An 18,129-nucleotide genomic window follows, 5' to 3' on the forward strand; every position below is an offset into this window, starting at 1 on the left:
CCCGGAGGCGGCGCCAGCGCGCGGGAGGGCCGAGGGCATTTCTCGACGCAGACGGTGCAGGGGCCGACGTTGCCGCGCTGGGCGAGGGTGCCTTCGCAGCCCCGGCAGACCCGGCCGCCGGGAACCGTCTACCGCAGCGGGCGGACGTGTCCGCAGCGCAGGCAGGCCGGATCCCGTACCGACGGGAAGCTGACCGGGCAGCAGACCGCGTTCCCGGACGCGTTCCACCGCCGCGTCGCCGGCACCTCGCGTTCACCGCACACGCGGCCGCCGCCCCGCGCCCGCCGCGGGCCGGGCCGTCGCCCTCACCCCTCGCGTCGACTCCAAAGAAACCATCGAGATCGACCACTGGCTCCTCGGCCTGCGCGACGACGCCCACCGCACCCGTCTCGACAAGTCCGAGGCCCTGCACGAACTGCTGCGCCTGGCCCGCGACCACGAGCCGGCCCGTCGCGCCCTCCTCGAGCGGCTCACCTGAGCCGCCGGCGGGCGGTGTCGCCCACTGCCCGCCACCACACGGCCCCCGATCCCCCGGGCACGTCGTCCGGAGGGAGCGTGGTCGGCGTCAGGGCCGGGTATCTACACTCCGCCGGTTGTCGCTGTGGTGGGGGGACATCGCACATGCGCCTGCTTTTCTGGTCAACAGCCTTTATCAGTATTGCCGTTGCTGCCCTACTCGCATTGTGGGCAATCCTCGGGGACGCTGCCGGGGCCGAGCTCGCGAGTGCCGTCGCCGGGACGGTTGCCGGGCTCGCCGGGCTCGTCGCCTCGGTGTACGCACTACAGCGGGACGGAAGGTCCGCAGCGGGCACCGTCCGGGCCGGCGGAAGCGGTGCGGTCGCTGCCGGAGGGAGCGTGCTCGGCAACGCGATCGGTGCTGACAGCAGGGTCACGGGTGCGATGCGGGCCCCGCGGCGCGGGTCGGGGCCAGTACGGCCCGTTTCCGCCGAGGGCGAGCGGGCGGTGGCGGCCGGGGGAGATGTCGCCGGCAACGCGCTGGGCGAGGGCGGCGAGGTGGCCGGCTGATGCCGGGATCGCGCTTCCGTTGGCGTAGGCCGCAGGTTCCGGAGGAGCCCGAGCGGCCGGCCGAGCACGTGGAAGTGCGGGGCGGCGGGGTCGGCGCCGGGGCCGACGTCGCCGGCAACGCCATCGGTCCGCGCAGCTCGGTGACGAACAACTTCAACTACTACGGGCCGGCCGAGTCCGACCCCAACACCGGCCCTCCAGCACCCTCGGGCATCACCCAGCCGACCACCACCGCCCCTGACGACCGCCGCTACCAGGTGTTCGTGAGCTCGACCAGCCTGGATCTGAAGCAGCACCGCGAAGCCGTCATCGACGAGCTCGTCAAGGAGGGGTACATCCCCTCCGGCATGGAGCTGTTCGACGCGCGGGCGGAAGGCGCCTGGGAGGTCGTCGAGCGGGTGATCAGCGACTGCGACTATCTCGTCCTCATCCTCGGCGCACGGTACGGTGACGTGGGGGCGGGGACTGTCAGCTTCACCGAGCGGGAGTACGACCACGCCCGCTCGCTGAACAAGCCCATCCTGGTGTTCGTCCACTCCTCTCCCGCCGAACTGCACACCGACACCTGGCAGCCGACACCGGAAGACGCGCAACGGCTGGCCGCCTTCCGGGAGAAGGTACGACGTGAGCAGCTCTGGAAGCCCTGGTGCACCACCGCCGACCTGCGCAACGACGTCACCAGGTCGCTCCGGCTGGCGGTCAGGCACAGGCCCCAGCCCGGCTGGGTCAAGGGCAATTCGATCGCACACACCTTCTCTGCCGAGTGGCAGAACCTGGTGGCTCCCGGAACCCGGATCGGTGTAGCCCGGATCAGTGTGGATGGACAGGCCGGCAACGCCCTGAGTGAGAACCTCGGCAAGGCCTCATCGATCGGGATCATGTCCACCAGCGGCAAGCGGCTGATCGAGATCCAGGCCCCCTACCTGACGAAGGCGCTCACGGCCGGCGCCCGTGTCCGCGTCCTGGTGCCGACGCCCGACGGGCAGTTCCTCGCGGACGTCGACGAGTCGGAGTCGCTCTGGGACCAGCGCTCACCGATCGCGGCCGAGGTGCGTGAGGTCGAGGCCCGGCTGCGGGCGATCGTGCGCGAGGCCCGGACCCGCAGTTCGACCGTAGGATCGATTGAAATCGGGTTCTTCACCACGCACTTACGGTCCACGATGATTCTCTGCGACCGGACCTGGGGATGGGTCACGCTGACCTTGCCGCCGGCGCGGGCCCCGGAGACCCCGTCCCTGGAACTGCGAGGGACCTCCGAGTTCGGCCTGCTCGACGCCTGCTGGAAGCACTTCGACAGGACCTGGGCCATCGTCGAGGAGCGCGACGATATGAGGACAATAACGTGAGGCGATCCGTGATGGACCTGGATGACATGGCAGCCCTTTCCCCCGCCGCAGCACAGCGGTGGCTCGACCGGCTTTCCACGGCCAAAGCCTTCATGCGAGCGCGAAACCACCTGCCGGGCGTGCTGATCGAGGTCGCGGCCCAGCATCCGCTGGTCGACCGGACCATACCGGGCGAGGAGTTCGCGGCCCGGCTGCGACGCGGCCACGAGCTCTTCATCGGGTACCGGGAGGCTGGGCAGCCGGTGGAGATCTACGTGCCCGGAAGTCGTCACCGGCATCTCGGGGTGGAGGACGGGATCAGTCTCAGCCGGGCGGGCGGGGAGTTCCTGGCCAAGCTCGGCGTGCCGCCGGTGGCGATCCACGGCGACGACCTCAACGAGCGGTACAAGGGCGATGCCGGCGTCTATGGCTCGGCCGACGAGTGCTTCGTCGCCGCCTCATACTTCAAGGACGGTGGCTTCGGCTCTCTCGTCTCCGTCTGCTCACCGGCCCAGATGATGCGCAAGACCCTGCACTACCTGCAGTTCGGGGTCTACCCGCTCAACCACACGGCGCCGACCTCGGAGGGCTTCCACGACTTCCTCTACGAACTCCTGGTCGCGGTGCCCGAGGTGATGGGCACCGACGACACCCTTCAGGAGCCGGGCTCCGGCGAGGCGGAGCGTCTGCGCGTCGAACGCCGTCCCTCGGCGGGCTGAATGCGCGGACCTCTTCGCAGAGGCGCCTGTCCGCTGGGCGGTCGAGAGCGTTTCGAACGACGAAGGGCCGATGTCGCCTGGACGACCACCGGCCGCCCCCGTCGGCGGAAGGGCAACAGCATGGCGCGCACGATCACCGACGCGTTCCTTTCGACTCCACCTGGGGCGACGGCCGCCCAGAGCCGCAGAGCTCCAGGGTCGTGCCTCCCCCCGCCCCAGCATCCCTCCGACTGGCTGCAGCTCGCCAAGATCCTCCGGAACAACCTCGACGGAGAGCTGACCATCATCGTGGACGCGAAGGGAAACCTGCGCCTGCGGTAGCCCGGCCGTCGAGTGCCTTCGCGTGGGCAAGGCCCGTGGATGTGTGGGGGAGTCGGTTCGTTCCGTATCCACCGGGTCGCGTCGTGGTGGATGATCGCGACGTGAGTGAGCCGGCCGAGTTCGCCCGGGGCCAGGTCCGGGGCAACCCAGGTGGCCAGGTCGGGGGTGCCGGCCCGACTCCACCGGTCGCGGTGCTTGGCGCACAAGCCGTTCTTGGCCCCGCGTCCACAGCGGCAGCCGTCACCGGCGACTGGCGCTCGGTCGAGGACGATCACCGCGCCCGGCGGGCCGCCGGAGGAGCCCCGGCCGGTCGAGGCCGCCACATCGGGCGGCGGCCTCGACCGGTGACGGCGTCACATCCAGGAGCTGCAGGCCCCGAAGGTCACCCACTGGTGCGAGGAGATGGCGTCCGCGACCTCCCCTCCCCCTCCGCCGACGAACACCCGCTGAGCCAGGTTGCCCACGTACTGACCCTGTTTCAGACAGGCGTAGCCGTTGCGCCAGGCGTCGCCGCCCCCGGCGTCACGGTAGAACGCCACGTGCACCAGTCCGTTGGCATCCGACGTACCGTTGTTCATCACGGAACTCGCCCGGTCGTTGGCGGAGCCCTGGAAGGGGCCCGTCCCGTCCGACCAGTTGACGTCGTTCCCGTAGGCGATGCCGAGGCGCGTGCCGGTGCACCAGGTGTCCTCCCAGGCGATCACGGCACCGCTCCACCTCGTCTGGTACTGCGAGCAGGTATCCGCGAGACCGGCTCCCCGGTCGTCGTCGGCCACGGCGGTGCCGGCCGGCAGGGCCGCCGTCAGGAGTCCGACGGCGGCCGCCGCCAGCATCATCCGGGTCCTCTTCATGTTTTCCTCCCTGTCGCGCCCGCGGCACGGTGCCGCGGGCCGTTCGGTGTCAGGCCGTCCGGCCCGTGATCGCCCGGGCGCGCGGCAATGCGGCCCGGGCGAGTTCGGTGCGCTCCCCGACTGCGGAGCGGTACCGCTCCGGCAGCCGCTCCCGGTACTCCGCCTCCAGGCGCCGGGCGGTTCCGGCCAGACCGGTGGACGCCCCGCACTGTGCCTCGGCCATCGCCAGTGGCGCCTCCGCCACGGTGACCGCGTCCGGTGCGAGGCCCGCCGCCTTCCGGCGGGCCTCGGCCCGGACCTGGTCCGGTCGTTCGTACGGGAGTCCCGCTGCCGCCATGCACGCGGACCACGCGGCGAGCGCTCGGGTGAACCGCGCGTCCCGGGTGATCTCCGGCACGTAGAGCGGGGTCAGGTTCGCGGTGAGGGTGTCGGCGCGGGTCCAGGCGGCGAGGTCCCCGTAGAGCCGCCGGCCGGCCTCGCCCTCGCAGCCGCCGAGGCGGCTGACCGCGGTGCCCCCGCCGGGAAGGTCGATGGAGAGTTCCGGGGTCCCGGCTCCCCCGCGAAGCGCCGCCGCGTACGCCCGCTGCCGCTCCTCGGTCAGCTCCCGGACGTAGGCGGCGTTCGGGTTGGCGTCCCTCTCGTCGGCGGCGCGGGCGAGGCTGCCGCCCCCGTAGCCGTGGGCGCGGGCCCACGCGGTGTCGTCCAGGACGAACCCGAGCGGGCGCAGTCCCTCGTCGTCGGTGGTGGGCACGGCCCAGTAGCGGAAGCCGCGCTCGGTCATGCAGTCCGCGACGAGCCGCTGTTCGGCGTCACGCAGGAGGGCGTTCTCCGCCTCATCGGGCGGTGGCGCCGGCTGAGTGACGGCCGGCGGGCCGGAACCCGTGCCCGGGGCGCAGGCCGCGAGCACGGCGGCCGCAGCCAGTGGTGCGATGATCGCCAGGGCGGGACGCGGGAGTCGGCCCCGCGGTGGTGACGGTGCATCGGCCGATTCCACCGCCCGTTCCTACGGCTTGTAGATGCGGTCGATGTGCGCGTACTCGTCGGTGGAGATCTTGTGCCAGCCCGGGCCCCAATGGACCCAGCGGTTGCCGAAGGTGGAGGTGATGAAGACGTCCATCTTCCGCTGGGTCGGGACGTAGATCCCGTCCACGTCGCCCCATCCCTCGGTGTTCGCGTGTCCGTTGAGGCGGCGGATGGTGTGCTGGATGTCGCCCCAGTTCATGGTCACGGAGACGGTCTCGGAGGTGCGGTTGTAGACGGTCCCGCAGACCCCGAACACGCAGCCGCCGAGGATCCCGGCGTCCGCGGCGGCCGGGTGGCCGGCCTGCGAGCCCGGTTCGGAAGCGGCAGCCGCAGGGGCGGAGGGCAGGGCAAGGGCGGTGCCGATGAGGGCCGCGAGGCCGACGGCGGCAGTACGGAGGCGCATGTGGGTCCTTCCTGGACGCATGGTGGTTCGCGTGGAGAGGTCGCGGCCGGCCGACGGGAACGCCGGTACGGCGAGGCCGTCCGGTCGTGCTCGGCCGACCCGGAAGCCATCCTCGGCGCGCCGTCCCGACCCGGACAACGACATCGGCGTCCCGAGCTGCGGTGGGACGCTCCCACCCCCGTCGACCTGGCGTTTCACCGGAAACGCGGGACGCCCTGTGGGATGCTGTCCGCGACGACGATCGCCACCGGGGGGATGACGATGGATCGAGAGACCGGCATGCGCGAGCTGGCTGCCGCCCTGACACGGCTCAAGGACCACAGCGGGCTCAGTTACCAGGAGCTGGCCAGGCGGACGTTCACCAGCCGGACCACGTTGCACCGCTACTGCACCGGCCAGGGGATTCCCGGCGGCTACGACGTGATCGCCCGGTTCGCCCGCGAGTGCGGTGCCCGGCCCGACGAACTGAACGCCCTGCTCCGGTCCTGGCAGGCGGTTACCGGCGAGGCCACGACCGTCCACACGGAATCCGGAGCGGGACCGGGGCCGGGACCGGGAGCAGAGCCGGCACCGCCGCCCGCCGCCGAGGGCCTCCCGCCCCGCCGTGCGACCCGCCGTTCCGGGCGGCACCGGGCCGCCGTGGCACTTGCCGCGCTGTCGCTCCTCGCCGGCACAGCTGCCGGCAGCATCCCGGCCGGAACCAGCGCTCCCTCGCGGCTCCCGGTCGCCGCCCCGGCCGCGGCGAGCTGGGCGGACGCGCCCGTCGCGGTGGCTCGTACGGCCTTCGGTGTCACCCTCAACAGCAGCTCCGGTGCCACGCCCACGTTCCGCGTCGGGAGCGTACGGCTGTGGGACAGCGAGACCCGCTGGTCGCAGCTCGAACCCCGGCGCGGCGTCTACGACTGGTCGACCCTCGACCGGCTTCTCCAGGGAACCGGGGAGGCCGGGCTGCCGACGCTGTTCGTGTTCGGCGGAACGCCAGGCTGGGCCGCGCCCGGCGCGCGCCGGGCCGCCTACCCCGAGGATTCGAGGGCCGCACCCCCGGACGACCTGGCGGACTGGGACGCCTTCGTCAGCGCCCTGGTGGAGCACGCGCGCGGACGCATCGAGGCCTACGAACTATGGGTGATGGCCAATCACCCGCATCACTTCAACGGCCCGACCGAGACGCTGGTGGAGATGGCCCGGCGGGCGAGCCGGATCATCCGCGCCGGTGACCCCGGAGCCCTCGTGGTCTGCCCGTCGGTCACCGGGCTGTGGGAGCCGTCTGCCGACGCGTTCGTACGGCGCTTCGCCGAGCTCGGTGGCTACCAGGACTGCGACGCGGCCGGGGTGAAGCTGTACCAGCGCCGGATCCAGGATCCCCCGGAGACCATGCTGGAGGCCGTCCAGTCCGCTTACCGAAGCTTCCACCAGGCCGGGGTGCACCTGCCGCTGTGGAACACCGGGACCACCCAGACGCTGCCGCTCAACGATCCGCTCGACCCGCAGCGGGCCGCGAACCACGCCGTGCGGTTCTACCTCACCGGTCTGTACGGGCGCCGGTACGGCCTGGAGCGGATGTACTTCTACGCCTGGGGGAACAGTACGCTGCCGATCGTCTTGCAGCCCGAGGGCCGACCTCCCACGACCGCCGCCCTGTACGTGGAGCGGCTGCAGCACTGGCTCGCAGAGGCGAGCCTCACGGGATGTGGCCGGGGTGCGCAGGCCGCGCTCCCGGAGAACGTCTGGCAGTGCGAGTTCACCGTGCCGGTCCCCGGCGGACCGTCCTTGCGGGTCGTCGTCCTGTGGACCGACGCCGGCGCCGCCGAGACCACGGTCGGACCGCGCCGTGCCTTGGTGCACGACCTCGACAGCGGATCCCGCGAGGTGGACGGACAGCACCCGCTGCGGATCACCGAACGACCGGTCCTCGTCACCTATGGCTGACCGAGGAACGGAATCGTTGCGGCAACTCCGGTCGGCATCAGCGGACTTGACGAATCACCGCGTCAACCTCGTCACCGCCCGCCCACGGCACGCCCCTGCCGACGTCCAGGCCGAGGAAGGCCGCGATGCCACTCAGCGATACTGCCCCACCCGACAGGACACACGACAACCGGACAAGACAGCACCAGCCGGCCGCCGAGGCCACCGAGGCCCCCGCCTGGGGAACGCCGAACAGGACGGACCTGGAAACCGTCCCCGGGCGGCCTGACGGCCACCCGGCAGCGACCCAACCGAGGCCCCGCACCACCGAGACGGACGGGCGAGCCGGACGTCGAGGCCGAGGGCCAGGACGGGTGTCAGCGGCGGGCGCTGCGGTGCGTCGTCGTGGACGCTGCCGATCTTGACTGCCGGGCCCGGACGCGGTCCGGCTGTATCCCGCCGGAGCTGGTCTCCCCGCTGCTCGAACGAGGGCATGCCGGCGTGGTGGAGGCGTGGGCCGGGCGTGGGGAGTGGTTCTGCGCGCGGGAGTGGGCACGCCTGCTCGGGGAGCAGGGCTGGCAGGAGCAAGCGCTGGACGTGCTCGCACCGTTCCTCGCGACCGGTTGGCGGACGGCCACCGAGGCCACCGCCGAACTGCTGGAGGGCTCGGGCCGGATCGGGGAGACGATCGAGCTGACCCGCGCCCGGATGGCGCTCGGGCACCCGATGGCGCTGGAGTCCTACACCCGCCTGCTGGCCCGGCACGGCCAGGGGGCGAGGCGGCGAGGCGGTCGACGTGCTGCGCGCCCAGGCCGACACCCGTCCCGGCGAGGACTGGATTCTCCATGCCCTGGCCGATCTGTGCCTCGACCAGGGCCGCCCCCGCGACGGCCTGGCCTACCTCGACCGCCTCAGAGCCCGCCGCGGGGGAGAAGAGGAGTGGGAGCTGTTCTGGATCCGGCTGCCGCTGATCGCCGCCTGCGACGGGGTCGACGAAGCGGTCGCACAGGCCCGGGCCCACCCCGACGGCGACACCCGGTACGCCGCCGAGCGCATCGCCGGGCTCCTGGCCGACGCCGGGCGCACCGAGGAAGCCGTCGCCGTCCTCGAACAGAACGCCCCTGGCGACCGCCACGACCTGGCCGGCTACCTCATCGACCTCGGACGAGTCGACGATGCCGTGGCCGTTCTGCGGCGACACAGCCTCCGGCCGCCCGATCCGGCGATCGGTCCCCAGCGCAAGGAGCTTGCGTTGGCCGAGCAGTGCCTGGAAGCCGTTCCGCACTTGGTGCTTGCGGTGGCCTTGGCATCCGCCGACGTGGACTGATCGACCGGGCCGGAAGCTCACCACTCCGCGGTTCCCGCTCGCCGCCTACAGCTCTGTCCACCTGCACACCCTCCCGCCCCGGCCGTCGAGCGGGTATCAGACCAGAGCGCGAGCCCGGCCGGCGGACGTACGGACGGTTCGTCCGACCGTACTGCCGATCGTCGGCCAACTCTGTTGCCTAATGGATGAGTTGGGCTTGCTCGCCGTCTGTCGTCGACCCGTTTGCTGCCCCTACGCTGGACACATGGCTGCTGGTGAAGTGCTGCGGTCCGGTCCTGACGCCGCGACCACCGATCTCGTCTTCCACGAGGGCGGTGGTTCGCGCGGCCAGGCGGTGCTCATCGCCCTGGTTCCCCTCGTCTGGGTGCTGGTCCTGTTCGGCGGTGTCGGAGCCGCGATCACCTTCGCGATGGTCGGTTTCGGCGCCGACCTCGCTCACGCCGTGCTCGTGGCCTCCCTGGTCACGGCGGCGGCCACCGTGCTCACCGGCCCGTTCGTCGCGGTCCGAGAACTGCGTCGTGTCCGCCGGGTCCAGTTCGCGCCGGCGCAGGACCCGAGCGGGCTGCGACTCGTCCGGGCCGGCCGTTCGACGGAGACTTGGCCGATCACCGATCTGGCGCGGATCCACCTGCACGAGACCATAACCGAGCCCTACTCGGGCGACGAGCGACCCACCAGCAGGACGTTGACCGTCCTGCTGGTGCTGCGGACCGGCCAGGGCGCCCGGTCCCACCACGTGCCGGAGGGCACGGACGCGCGGTGGCTGAAGGACGCCCTGCAGGTCCTGCTCTCGGCGGCCGGGATACCGGTCACGCTGGAGACCTCCCGAACTCGGCGCTCCAGGCCTCCCTCGAGCAGCGGTTCCTCCTCCGCGCATGTCGCCGCGATCGTCGCCAACAGGAACCCGGGATCGGGGCCCACCGGCTCGGGCGGCACCAGCGGTTGACGGCTGCCGGACGCGACCTCCGAGCCCGGTCCTCCGACCGCACCCGGTCCGAGTGACCAGCCAGTGAGCGGTCGAGTCGGCTCGGGTGAGCGGATGGCCTCCCGGGAGGTTGTGAACTGTTCCCGCGGGACGAGGAAGTTGTCCAGGACGGATTCCAGGCAGGGACGGCCCACTTCCCAGAGGGGACGAGCTGATCGCCCGCTCTCCGGCCCCGACCCCGGCAGCCGGAGGCCCGCGCGATGACCGACACCACTTGTCCCGGCGCGGACCCCGCCGCCCCTGGATGGCTGGAGCCGGCCCCGTGCAGCAGCCGGCCCGCGCCCGCCGACCGGGACCTGGGCCGCCCGGTCCTCGACTCGCCGCTGGTGCGCGGTTCGATGTGGCTGCGCTAAACCCGGCATGACGGCATCCGCACCCTTCACCACGGCGCCGGCCTGGCCCGCGGCTGGGTGCCGGCGAAGTGCCGTTCGTCGTCGGCGATCAGAGCCGGGTCCGCCTTGGCGGCGAGCCGCTCGGGCAGCTCGAAGGCACTGGTCGTCTGCTGGGTCATGTGTCCTGCTTCTCCGATCCCCTGCCGGGCAATTGCACGCGGTACACCCGGTTTGTGCGGGTTTCCCGATTCAGTCAGCGACTGTGCGCCAGGGAGGGGGCCTTGCCGCAAGGCCCCCTGTCCGGCATGAGTTGGACAATGGCAGGAGAGCTTCGGCTCTCTGCCTTCGCTGTTCTCGGCCGGCTTTTTCGGGCGGCCGGTCAGTTCCGGTCGGCGACGCCGGCCTCCAGGACGGAGACCACGGCGAAGAGCGAGAAGCAGGCGGCGCCGAGGCCGACCAGGACCCGGGCCGCGACCATCACGTCCGGGTCGGCCGACTCGAACAGGAACGCCGACATGAACAGGCACAGCAGTGTGGTGCCGACCGGGACCAGCGGGGCGCGGCCGGCCGGCGGCGCGGCTCGGCGCCAGCCGAGAGCGAGCAGCAGCACCGCGCTCAGCACTGTCCAGCACAGCAGACCCAGCCCGATCTGCACGTACCCGGTGGCCAGTTGACCGGGCCGGGGGTCCAGGGCGACGACGACCAGGCCCCCGGTGATGTCCATGGCGCCGAGTACGGCGGCCGGGACGAGCCACCAGACCCGCTCCCGCCGGGTGTACGTGTTTCGGATCTGCCGCAGCAAGGTGATCACCAGCCCGATCAGGGCGGTGCAGACGATCGCCTGGTCGACCACCACGTGCCCGGCCGTGAAGCGCCCGTCCGAGTCCCCGCCGCCCCCGTTGGCCAGCATGACGATCGCCCACGCCCAGGCGGCGGCGGCCGCAAGGACTGGGACCGCCACCAGCGCCCGGGCCGCGGACCGGCCGAACGGCGCGGGCGAGCGCGGCGGGGAACCCTCCGGCAGGACGGCGTTCTGCCCGATCAGCGTGAAGCGGGTGGCGACCGCGGCCACCGACGAGACGCACACGCAGACCAGGCCGATGCCGAGGACCACGCTGCCGGCCACGAAGTCGGCCACCGGCCGGTGGCTCTCCGCCAGCAGGCCCAGCCCGTAGCCGACGGTGGCCCCGGCCACCGCGAAGCCGAACGCCGGGTAGCCGATCCGGTCCAACGCGCCGAAACGGCCGATCAGTTGCCGCACGATTGTCGCCGCGACGGCGAACAGGCAGAGACAGACGGCGGCCAGGAAGACCAGCGTCAGGCCCGCGACCCGGGCGCCCGGCCCGGTGGAGTGCGCGAGGACGTAGCCGCCGAGCGCGGCCGACACCGAGCCCATGAGCAGCGGAATCGCCCGGAGCAGCACGCTCATCCCGTGGTTCACCAGGTCTCCTCGTTCCCTCGCGCCCGTCGGTTCCGGGCGGCAGTCAGTGTTCAGCCCGCCGGGTCTCCGGCCGGGACCCCGGCGGCGGGTGTCCACGGATTTCGTCCGATCGGCTCACGGCGACACCCGCCGTGCGGGACCCCGGCGGTGGCCTGCGATGCTGTCGGCGGACACGACGGGCAGCGCGGTCACAGGCGGCCTGGAGCGCCTCCAGCGGGCAGGGACGCCGGGCGGGTCAGCGCCAGTCGAGGCCGAGAGCGGTGAGCCGGTCGAGCTGCGCCTCGGTCAGCTTGGCCCGGCGGCGGTGTTGGAGATCCACACCCCGAGCTTCACCTCGACGGTGCCGCCGTCGCCGTCGGCCACCTCCTCGACGTGGCCCCGCGCCACGGTCACCGAACCGGTCCGCTCCCGGTACTGGGCGAGCGTAGCCAGGCCCCGGTCGAACGCGCTCACCTTCCCGCCGGCCTTCTTCACCGCCACCGCCTTCTCCTGCCCGGCCGGGGCCGCGAACGGCTCCACGCCGAGGGCGGCCGGGCGCTCGCGCTGACCGCCCACCAGCCCGCGCCACACCACGTCGACGGTGGCCCGGTGGCTCGCCGAGCATCCCGGTGTCGAGGTGATCTGCAGGGACCGGTCTCCCGCCTTCGCCGAGGCCGGTCGCCTCGGCGCCCCGGAGGCGGTCCACGTCGCAGATCGCTGGCACATCTGGTCGAACCTGGCCGAGGCCGTTGAGAAGACCGTCGTCCAGCACCGAGCCCTGCTGCGTGAGCCGAGCGACAACACCACCGCCACGGCCGCCGCGGTCATGGAGAACCTGGACCTCGAAGCGGCATCGCCGATGGAACCGCGGACCACCGGCCGGCTGTCCGACCGGGTCCGCAAACAGCACGCGGCCGTCCACGCCCTGCTTGACCAGGGCATCGCACTGCGGGTGATCGCCCGCCAACTGGGACTGGCCCGCAACACCGTGCGCCGCTACGCCCATGCGGCGTGCGCGGACGAGCTCCTGGTCGGGCGGTGGACCGGCCGCGCCAGCATCTTCGATCCCTACAAGCCATACCTGCACCAGCGATGGGCCGAAGGCTGCACCGTCGCCCACCGGCTGTTCGAGGAAGTACGCGAGCGCGGCTACCCCGGCGGCGAGAACGTCGTGAAGGTCTACGTGGCCAAGCCCCGCGAGAGCCTCCCGCACGTCCCACCCCGCAAGGCACCATCGGTGCGGGACGTGACCAGCTGGCTCACCCGGCGCCCCGACCGCCTCACCGACGGCCAGGCCCAGCAGCTCAAGGCGATCCTGGCCCGGTGCCCGGCACTCGACCGAACCGCCCACCACGTCCGCGCGTTCGCCGAGCTGATGAACGACCGCCAGGGCCGGCAATTGGACAAGTGGATCGCGGCCGTCCAGGCCGACGACCTGCCCGCTCTGCACACCTTCGTCACCGGCCTCGGCCAGGACCTCGACGCCGTCATCGTCGGCCTCAGCCTCCGTTACAGCTCCGGCGCAGTCGAGGGCCACAACAACAAGATCATTCTGTGGAATCTGATTTGTCAACATCATGCCTATTTGAGCAGTCGCGTCGTCCACTCTCGCTGCTCGGCCGTGTCTGGGACGACGAGCCCGCGAGCTCGTTCGATCTGGTTCCAAGCGGTGTCGGGATCGACGTCGTTGAGGATGAGGAGTGCGGCCGCGAGGAGGGATGAGCGTCCGATGCCGGCTCGGCAGTGGGTGACGACGTGTGCGCCGTCGTATAGCCGTTCGGCGAGCCTGTGCAGGGTAGGCAGGATCGTGGTGAGGTCGGGGACGGTGCGGTCGGGGATGGGTATCGCGACGAACTGCAACCCGGCTGCTGCGGCTGTTCGGGGTTCGTCTGCAAGGCCGAGTTCGTCGAGTTCGGGTCCGGTGAGCGCGCAGACCAGGATGTCGACGCCGTAGTTCTTCAGCGCGGCCATCTCGTCTTCAAGCCAGTCGTTGCCGCGGGGTCTGGCCATGGTGCTCAGTCGTCCGGGGCCGGGGAGGTCGGCGGTGAAGAGGGCGGGTCGCATGTCAGCAGCACTTTCGGTCGGTGGAGTCGGGTGGTGATCGGACAGTCAGGGGCAGGGGCCGACCGGGTTCGGCGTGGAGCTCGCTCGGGGGCGGGCCGGCTGGGGTGGCCACTTCGGCGAGGCGCTCGAGAAGGCGGTCGAGGGCGCTCTGGCCGTCGTCGACGGCGGCGCGTTCCTCTTCGGTGAGCGGAATGCTTACGAGCATGCGCTGCAAGTTGGCTTTGGCTTCGACGAGTTGGGCTTTCGTCGATTCCTTGGGGGTGTAGAAGTCGCAGCGGGCGCAGGCCATCCGGTGCTGGCACTGTTCGAAGAACGAGTAGGAGCACAGCCCGTGACCGAGATCGTAGTACTGCCAGGGTTCACCGGTGGCCGCGGCCCCGGAGGTGACGGCGTCACGGTCGAGGAGGATCTCGACCGTGCGGACGTTGCGGGCGAAGTATCCGGCCCCGGTGTGTGCCTTCGTGAGGGTGTTCGGCGTGATCTTGGCGTAGTACTGGGTGGATTGCGGTGAGCGATGTCCGAGCCAGGCTTGCAGCTCGAACAGGGTCATCGGTTCTTTGGCGTTGTAGAGCTGGCTGGCGATGGTGGACCGGGCGCGGTGGCTGGTGATGTTGCCGCGGATGTCGGCGGCCGGGACTCCGGCCTTGCGGCAGAGCATCGGGATGATCGTGTTGTTGATGTAGCTGGTGGAGACGCGGCGGGCCCGGACGGCGAACAGCAGGTCGACCAGCTCGCCGGTGCGGCGGTCGGTGAACTTCGGCTGGTCGGGACGGGCAGCCTGCCAGACGTCGACAGCCTGGCCGAGGATCGGGTCGACCGGCTTGGTGAAGGCGGTGCCTGTCTTGTGGGCGGGGACATCGAGCAGGCAGACCGCGTCACGGGCCAGGACCTCCTGCGAGTCGCCGGCGATAGGTGCCCCGTCGTGCTGCCAACGAATGCAGCCCACCCTCAGCCGCGCGATCTCGTTGCTGCGTTGTCCGGAGAGCAGCCAGGTCAGCGTGACCGCTCGGACCAGTTCGAAAGGGTAGAAGTGCCCGGAGCGGGTCTGGGGCAGGTCGGCGGGCTCCAGATTCAGGCCCGCCCACAACAGCTTCGCCCAGACCTCGTCGGCGATCATCCTGGGGTCGGGTCCGAGGAGGGCGGTGATGCTGCGGGGGATGGCCAGCGCGCGCTGGGGGTCGAAGCGGCGGGGCAGCCACTCCCATTCCTGGCAGTCGCGGAAGAACGTCCGCAGCGCGGTGATCTGCCCGGCCTTGCTGGGCGCTGCCAGCGGCTTGCCGAGACGGTCGCCCAGCCCGGTCGTGCGCTGGACGTAGTCGCCGACCTTCATCCGGTCCAGCGCGGCGATCCACGAAGCGCAGGTCTGCCGGGTCCAGCCCCCCGGATCGGCGGCGTCGGGCTGTTCGGCGGCGATCCACCGGCCGACCTTGAGCAGGTTCGAGCGGACGCCGCCGCGAACGCGCGGGGTGAGCGTCGAGGTGGCGTGCCAGCGGTCGGCCCACTGTTCCCAGAACGGCGCGCCGCCACTGGCCCGGGCCGAGTGGCGGCCGGTGCCAGGACGGGGAGGATCGCAGAATCCGTTCGTAGACCGGGCCTGCTTGGTGTTGGTCAGTGGGCTGCCAGGATGCCCGCGTGGTAGAACGGGCCGGCATCGTGGCTTCCCTGGTGACCCAGGGGATGCATGCAGAGGTCCTCTTCTTCACCGACGTACGGGCACGGCTCGAGCACGGTGATCTCATAAGGGCCCTGGCTGCCCGGCCAGATGAGCCACCAGTCGGCCTCTGACACGCCCTCGTGCTCCTGGCTCTGCAGGAGGGCGAAGTGCGCACCGGGGTGGCCGGTCTCGAGCTGGCACCGCTGCTCGGGCGGATCCGGGCGAAGGCCGTGGCCGGCACCGACCGGCTCAAGGACCGCCGGGCCGCGTTCACGGAGTTCAAGGCCCACACCGGTGAGGACGGCGAGGAGTGCGGCATCCTCGCCAACGCCCGCCTGCTCTCGGAGGGCATCGACGTCCGGGCGGTGGACGCCGTCTGCTTCGCGGACCCGAAGTCGTCCGTCATCGACATCGTCCAGGCCGTCGGACGGGCGCTGCGACAGTCCTACCGGCAGGGCAAGGTGTCCTGGGTCATCATCCCGGTCCACCTCCCGGCACCCGAGGTCGGCGACGACACGGCCACCGCCGACCCGGCCGAGATCCACGACGCCGGCGAGGCCGTGAAGGCGGAGGCCGACACCGAGATCGAAGCCAGCTCCTTCCGCACGATCTGGCGCGTCCTGCGGGCCCTGGCGGCGCACGACGCCCGGGTGGTCGGCCGGATCACCATCCCCGGCGCCGCGCCTCACCTTCATGGACGGCCCCCTGTACCTGCCGTCCGTGCCCTCGATCGTCGGCTCCCTGGGCCGCACCGAGAGCCCGCGCGTCGTCGCCGCGGCCACCCTCGCCTTCCTGGACGCCGTCCCGCGGGGCAAGTCCGGCGACCTGGTCGGCGTTCTGCCGGCGTACGGCGACCTCAGCGTCTACCACCCGGTCAGCAGCCGTTGATCGGATGTTCCCCGGCGCCGGCGGCACTCCCGCCGGCGCCGGGGACCACCGCCCTGATCACTCCCGGATCCACCGGTCGCCGTCCATCGCAGCCTCTGCGAGACTTGTCACGGTCTCATCACTGAGAGTGACGGTTGTGTATCGCGCAGCGGTACCCGGTGAAAAGAGCGGGATCTTGTCCGATATCCAGGCGTTCGACGTCGTCATCGTCGGCTCCGGGGCTGCCGGCGGCATGGCGGCGCACGAGTTCTGTGCGGCGGGCGCTCGCGTCCTGATGCTCGAAGCGGGCCGGGACTACGATCCCGGGACCGAGACGCCGATGTTCAACACGCCGCAGGACGCGCCGCTGCGGGCGGCCTCGACGGCGGACAAGCCCCAGGGCTTCTACGACGCCACCGTCGACGGCGGTTCGCAGATCGCCGGTGAGCCCTACAGCCAGGCGGCCCCCCCGAATCCCGATCAGTCGAACCAGTTCAGCTGGTGGCGGCCGCGCATGCTGGGCGGCCGCACCAATCACTGGGGCCGGGTGGCGCTGCGCTTCGGACCGTACGACTTCAAGCCGAAGACCCGTGACGGGCTGGGCTTCGACTGGCCGATCGAGTACGCCGACCTGGCCCCCTGGTACGACAAGGTGGAAAGCCTCATCGGCGTCACCGGCCTTCCCCACGGGATCGAGAACGCCCCCGACTCCCCGCCCGGCGTCCAGCTCCCGCCGCCACCCCCGCGCGCCTTCGAGATCGTCCTCGGCCGGGCGTTCGAGCACCTGGGCATGAAGGTGGCGGCGATCCGGGCGGCCGTGCTCACCCGCCCGTTGAACGGCCGCGCGGCGTGCCTGTACTCGACCCAGTGCACCCGCGGCTGCTCCAGCCGCTCCAACTTCCAGAGCACGACCGTCCTCATTCCCGCAGCCCGTACCACCGGCAATCTCACCGTCGTGTGCAACGCCATGGTGTCCCGGGTCGACGTCGACGCGACCGGGCGGGCCACCGGGGTCACCTACAACGACCGGGTGACCGGCTCCGAGTACTCGGCCACGGGGCGGGTGGTGGTGCTGGCCGCGGGAACCTGCTCGTCGGTGCGCATCCTGCTCAATTCGCGGAGCGCCGCGTTCCCCAACGGGATCGGGAACGGCCACGGGCTGGTCGGCAAGTACCTGATGGACTCGGTCGAGTTCTCGCGCTCGTCGCGGATCCCGTTGCTCGAAAAGCTCCCCGTGCTGAACGACGACGGCATCTTCACCCCGCACATCTACGTGCCATGGTGGCTGCTGTCCGAGCAGGCCACCGGGCAGCTCGGGTTCCCGCGCGGGTACCACATCGAGCCGCGCGGGGGTCGCAGGATGCCGACCACCGGCATCGGGAGCCTGATCGACAGCGGCAGCGACCTGCACGGCGACGCCCTGCGGGCGGAGGTCCGGCGGAGGTACGGCACGGCCGTCACCCTCATCGGCGAAGGCGAGATGATCCCGAACGAGGACTCCTTCTGCGAGCTCGATCCGACGGTCAAGGACAAGTGGGGCGTTCCGGCCCTGCGGTTCCACTGGAAATGGGGGGATTCGGAAGTCCGTCAGGTCGCGCACATGCGCGACACCTTCAACAAGGTCTTCACCTTGCTCGGCGGCGCGCCGGACACCAGTGCCGTCACGATGCCGCAGGGCGGCGGAGCGGTCCACGAGGTCGGCGGCGCCCGGATGGGCACCTCGCCGCAGGACTCCGTGCTCGACGCCTACAACCGGTGCTGGGACGTGCGGAACCTGTTCGTCGTCGACGGCGCCGCGTTCGCGTCGAGCCCGGACAAGAATCCCACGCTCACCATCCTGGCCCTGGCCGCGCGGAGCTCGGCCCGCGTCCTCGAACTGCTGCGGAACGGCGGGATCTGACCGC

The 18,129-nt window shown here is 71.5% G+C and carries 18 protein-coding genes and 2 pseudogenes; 11 read left to right on the forward strand and 9 right to left on the reverse strand.

Annotated elements, in window-relative coordinates; all coding sequences use genetic code 11:
- Nucleotides 1-621: 621 nt before the first annotated feature.
- The 3 genes from ABZ449_RS20605 to ABZ449_RS20615 are packed head-to-tail and all read left to right on the forward strand — an operon-like array spanning nt 622 to nt 3,070.
- Nucleotides 622-1,026 (forward strand): hypothetical protein, encoded by a 405-nt coding sequence (locus tag ABZ449_RS20605; protein WP_360347597.1) that lies wholly within the window; start codon nt 622-624, stop codon nt 1,024-1,026.
- Nucleotides 1,026-2,372, forward strand: coding sequence for a DUF4062 domain-containing protein (locus ABZ449_RS20610; RefSeq protein ID WP_360347599.1), 1,347 nt, complete (start codon nt 1,026-1,028; stop codon nt 2,370-2,372). Before ABZ449_RS20605 ends, ABZ449_RS20610 begins: the two co-directional genes overlap by 1 nt.
- Before the next feature lie 8 nt (nt 2,373-2,380).
- On the forward strand, nt 2,381-3,070 hold the full coding sequence (locus ABZ449_RS20615) for a hypothetical protein (protein ID WP_360347601.1): 690 nt from the start codon (nt 2,381-2,383) through the stop codon (nt 3,068-3,070).
- 674 nt (nt 3,071-3,744) lie between these two features.
- Here ABZ449_RS20615 and ABZ449_RS20620 read toward each other — a convergent pair.
- The 3 genes from ABZ449_RS20620 to ABZ449_RS20630 are packed head-to-tail and all read right to left on the reverse strand — an operon-like array spanning nt 3,745 to nt 5,668.
- Nucleotides 3,745-4,242, reverse strand: a complete 498-nt coding sequence (locus ABZ449_RS20620) for a hypothetical protein (RefSeq protein WP_360347602.1) — start codon at nt 4,240-4,242, stop codon at nt 3,745-3,747.
- Between the two features lie 49 nt (nt 4,243-4,291).
- Nucleotides 4,292-5,236 (reverse strand): hypothetical protein, encoded by a 945-nt coding sequence (locus ABZ449_RS20625; RefSeq protein ID WP_360347604.1) that lies wholly within the window; start codon nt 5,234-5,236, stop codon nt 4,292-4,294.
- A 9-nt stretch (nt 5,237-5,245) separates the two neighbouring features.
- Complete coding sequence (locus tag ABZ449_RS20630) at nt 5,246-5,668, reverse strand: hypothetical protein (protein ID WP_360347606.1); 423 nt, start codon at nt 5,666-5,668, stop codon at nt 5,246-5,248.
- 255 nt (nt 5,669-5,923) lie between these two features.
- On the opposite strand from ABZ449_RS20630, the gene ABZ449_RS20635 reads away from it, so the two are divergent.
- The 4 genes from ABZ449_RS20635 (at nt 5,924) to ABZ449_RS20650 (ending at nt 10,241) form a co-directional block, all read left to right on the forward strand.
- The gene (locus tag ABZ449_RS20635; protein ID WP_360347608.1) at nt 5,924-7,597 is read left to right on the forward strand and encodes a helix-turn-helix domain-containing protein; all 1,674 of its coding nucleotides are present in this window, start codon (nt 5,924-5,926) and stop codon (nt 7,595-7,597) included.
- Nucleotides 7,598-8,372: 775 nt separating this feature from the next.
- Nucleotides 8,373-8,903, forward strand: coding sequence for a hypothetical protein (locus ABZ449_RS20640; RefSeq protein ID WP_360347610.1), 531 nt, complete (start codon nt 8,373-8,375; stop codon nt 8,901-8,903).
- Nucleotides 8,904-9,147: 244 nt separating this feature from the next.
- Nucleotides 9,148-9,849 carry a hypothetical protein gene (locus ABZ449_RS20645; protein ID WP_360347612.1) on the forward strand — a complete coding sequence of 234 codons (702 nt, stop codon included), beginning with the start codon at nt 9,148-9,150 and terminating at the stop codon, nt 9,847-9,849.
- A gap of 239 nt (nt 9,850-10,088) precedes the next feature.
- Nucleotides 10,089-10,241, forward strand: a complete 153-nt coding sequence (locus tag ABZ449_RS20650) for a hypothetical protein (protein ID WP_360347614.1) — start codon at nt 10,089-10,091, stop codon at nt 10,239-10,241.
- Between the two features lie 26 nt (nt 10,242-10,267).
- Here the strand turns inward: ABZ449_RS20650 and ABZ449_RS20655 are convergent, their stop codons facing one another.
- From ABZ449_RS20655 to ABZ449_RS20665, 3 genes are all read right to left on the reverse strand, one after another.
- The gene (locus tag ABZ449_RS20655) at nt 10,268-10,399 is read right to left on the reverse strand and encodes a hypothetical protein (RefSeq protein WP_360347616.1); all 132 of its coding nucleotides are present in this window, start codon (nt 10,397-10,399) and stop codon (nt 10,268-10,270) included.
- 200 nt (nt 10,400-10,599) lie between these two features.
- On the reverse strand, nt 10,600-11,661 hold the full coding sequence (locus ABZ449_RS20660; RefSeq protein WP_360347618.1) for a DUF2776 family protein: 1,062 nt from the start codon (nt 11,659-11,661) through the stop codon (nt 10,600-10,602).
- 285 nt (nt 11,662-11,946) lie between these two features.
- Nucleotides 11,947-12,231 carry a hypothetical protein gene (locus ABZ449_RS20665; protein WP_360347620.1) on the reverse strand — a complete coding sequence of 95 codons (285 nt, stop codon included), beginning with the start codon at nt 12,229-12,231 and terminating at the stop codon, nt 11,947-11,949.
- A 46-nt stretch (nt 12,232-12,277) separates the two neighbouring features.
- On the opposite strand from ABZ449_RS20665, the pseudogene ABZ449_RS20670 reads away from it, so the two are divergent.
- A pseudogene (locus ABZ449_RS20670) lies at nt 12,278-13,177 on the forward strand (transposase); the annotation flags it as partial.
- A gap of 44 nt (nt 13,178-13,221) precedes the next feature.
- Here ABZ449_RS20670 and ABZ449_RS20675 read toward each other — a convergent pair.
- The 3 genes from ABZ449_RS20675 to ABZ449_RS20685 all read right to left on the reverse strand — a co-directional run bounded on the left by ABZ449_RS20675 (nt 13,222) and on the right by ABZ449_RS20685 (nt 15,492).
- Nucleotides 13,222-13,704 carry a tyrosine protein phosphatase gene (locus ABZ449_RS20675; protein ID WP_360347673.1) on the reverse strand — a complete coding sequence of 161 codons (483 nt, stop codon included), beginning with the start codon at nt 13,702-13,704 and terminating at the stop codon, nt 13,222-13,224.
- Nucleotide 13,705: 1 nt separating this feature from the next.
- Nucleotides 13,706-15,034, reverse strand: coding sequence for a tyrosine-type recombinase/integrase (locus ABZ449_RS20680; RefSeq protein ID WP_360347622.1), 1,329 nt, complete (start codon nt 15,032-15,034; stop codon nt 13,706-13,708).
- A 278-nt stretch (nt 15,035-15,312) separates the two neighbouring features.
- Nucleotides 15,313-15,492, reverse strand: a complete 180-nt coding sequence (locus tag ABZ449_RS20685; protein WP_360347624.1) for a hypothetical protein — start codon at nt 15,490-15,492, stop codon at nt 15,313-15,315.
- 96 nt (nt 15,493-15,588) lie between these two features.
- Here ABZ449_RS20685 and ABZ449_RS20690 point away from each other — a divergent pair.
- The 3 genes and pseudogenes from ABZ449_RS20690 to ABZ449_RS20700 form a co-directional block, all read left to right on the forward strand.
- Nucleotides 15,589-15,738 (forward strand): annotated as a pseudogene (locus ABZ449_RS20690) (hypothetical protein); the annotation flags it as partial.
- A gap of 313 nt (nt 15,739-16,051) precedes the next feature.
- Complete coding sequence (locus ABZ449_RS20695) at nt 16,052-16,246, forward strand: hypothetical protein (RefSeq protein ID WP_360347675.1); 195 nt, start codon at nt 16,052-16,054, stop codon at nt 16,244-16,246.
- A gap of 175 nt (nt 16,247-16,421) precedes the next feature.
- Nucleotides 16,422-18,125: a GMC family oxidoreductase gene (locus ABZ449_RS20700; RefSeq protein WP_360347626.1), complete on the forward strand. Its 1,704-nt coding sequence runs from the start codon at nt 16,422-16,424 to the stop codon at nt 18,123-18,125.
- Nucleotides 18,126-18,129: the final 4 nt, after the last annotated feature.

This window comes from Kitasatospora sp. NPDC005856, from assembly GCF_040629945.1.
Lineage (GTDB): Bacteria > Actinomycetota > Actinomycetes > Streptomycetales > Streptomycetaceae > Kitasatospora.

What these genes read in the sequence shown, in the direction of transcription:
- ABZ449_RS20605 (WP_360347597.1), top strand. Translation starts at nt 622, where the DNA reads ATGCGCCTGCTTTTCTGGTCAACAGCCTTTATCAGTATTGCCGTTGCT.
- ABZ449_RS20610 (WP_360347599.1), top strand. Translation starts at nt 1,026, where the DNA reads ATGCCGGGATCGCGCTTCCGTTGGCGTAGGCCGCAGGTTCCGGAGGAG.
- ABZ449_RS20620 (WP_360347602.1), bottom strand. Translation starts at nt 4,242, where the DNA reads ATGAAGAGGACCCGGATGATGCTGGCGGCGGCCGCCGTCGGACTCCTG.
- ABZ449_RS20630 (WP_360347606.1), bottom strand. Translation starts at nt 5,668, where the DNA reads ATGCGCCTCCGTACTGCCGCCGTCGGCCTCGCGGCCCTCATCGGCACC.
- ABZ449_RS20635 (WP_360347608.1), top strand. Translation starts at nt 5,924, where the DNA reads ATGACGATGGATCGAGAGACCGGCATGCGCGAGCTGGCTGCCGCCCTG.
- ABZ449_RS20645 (WP_360347612.1), top strand. Translation starts at nt 9,148, where the DNA reads ATGGCTGCTGGTGAAGTGCTGCGGTCCGGTCCTGACGCCGCGACCACC.
- ABZ449_RS20650 (WP_360347614.1), top strand. Translation starts at nt 10,089, where the DNA reads ATGACCGACACCACTTGTCCCGGCGCGGACCCCGCCGCCCCTGGATGG.
- ABZ449_RS20655 (WP_360347616.1), bottom strand. Translation starts at nt 10,399, where the DNA reads ATGACCCAGCAGACGACCAGTGCCTTCGAGCTGCCCGAGCGGCTCGCC.
- ABZ449_RS20675 (WP_360347673.1), bottom strand. Translation starts at nt 13,704, where the DNA reads ATGCGACCCGCCCTCTTCACCGCCGACCTCCCCGGCCCCGGACGACTG.
- ABZ449_RS20680 (WP_360347622.1), bottom strand. Translation starts at nt 15,034, where the DNA reads ATGAAGGTCGGCGACTACGTCCAGCGCACGACCGGGCTGGGCGACCGT.
- ABZ449_RS20695 (WP_360347675.1), top strand. Translation starts at nt 16,052, where the DNA reads ATGGACGGCCCCCTGTACCTGCCGTCCGTGCCCTCGATCGTCGGCTCC.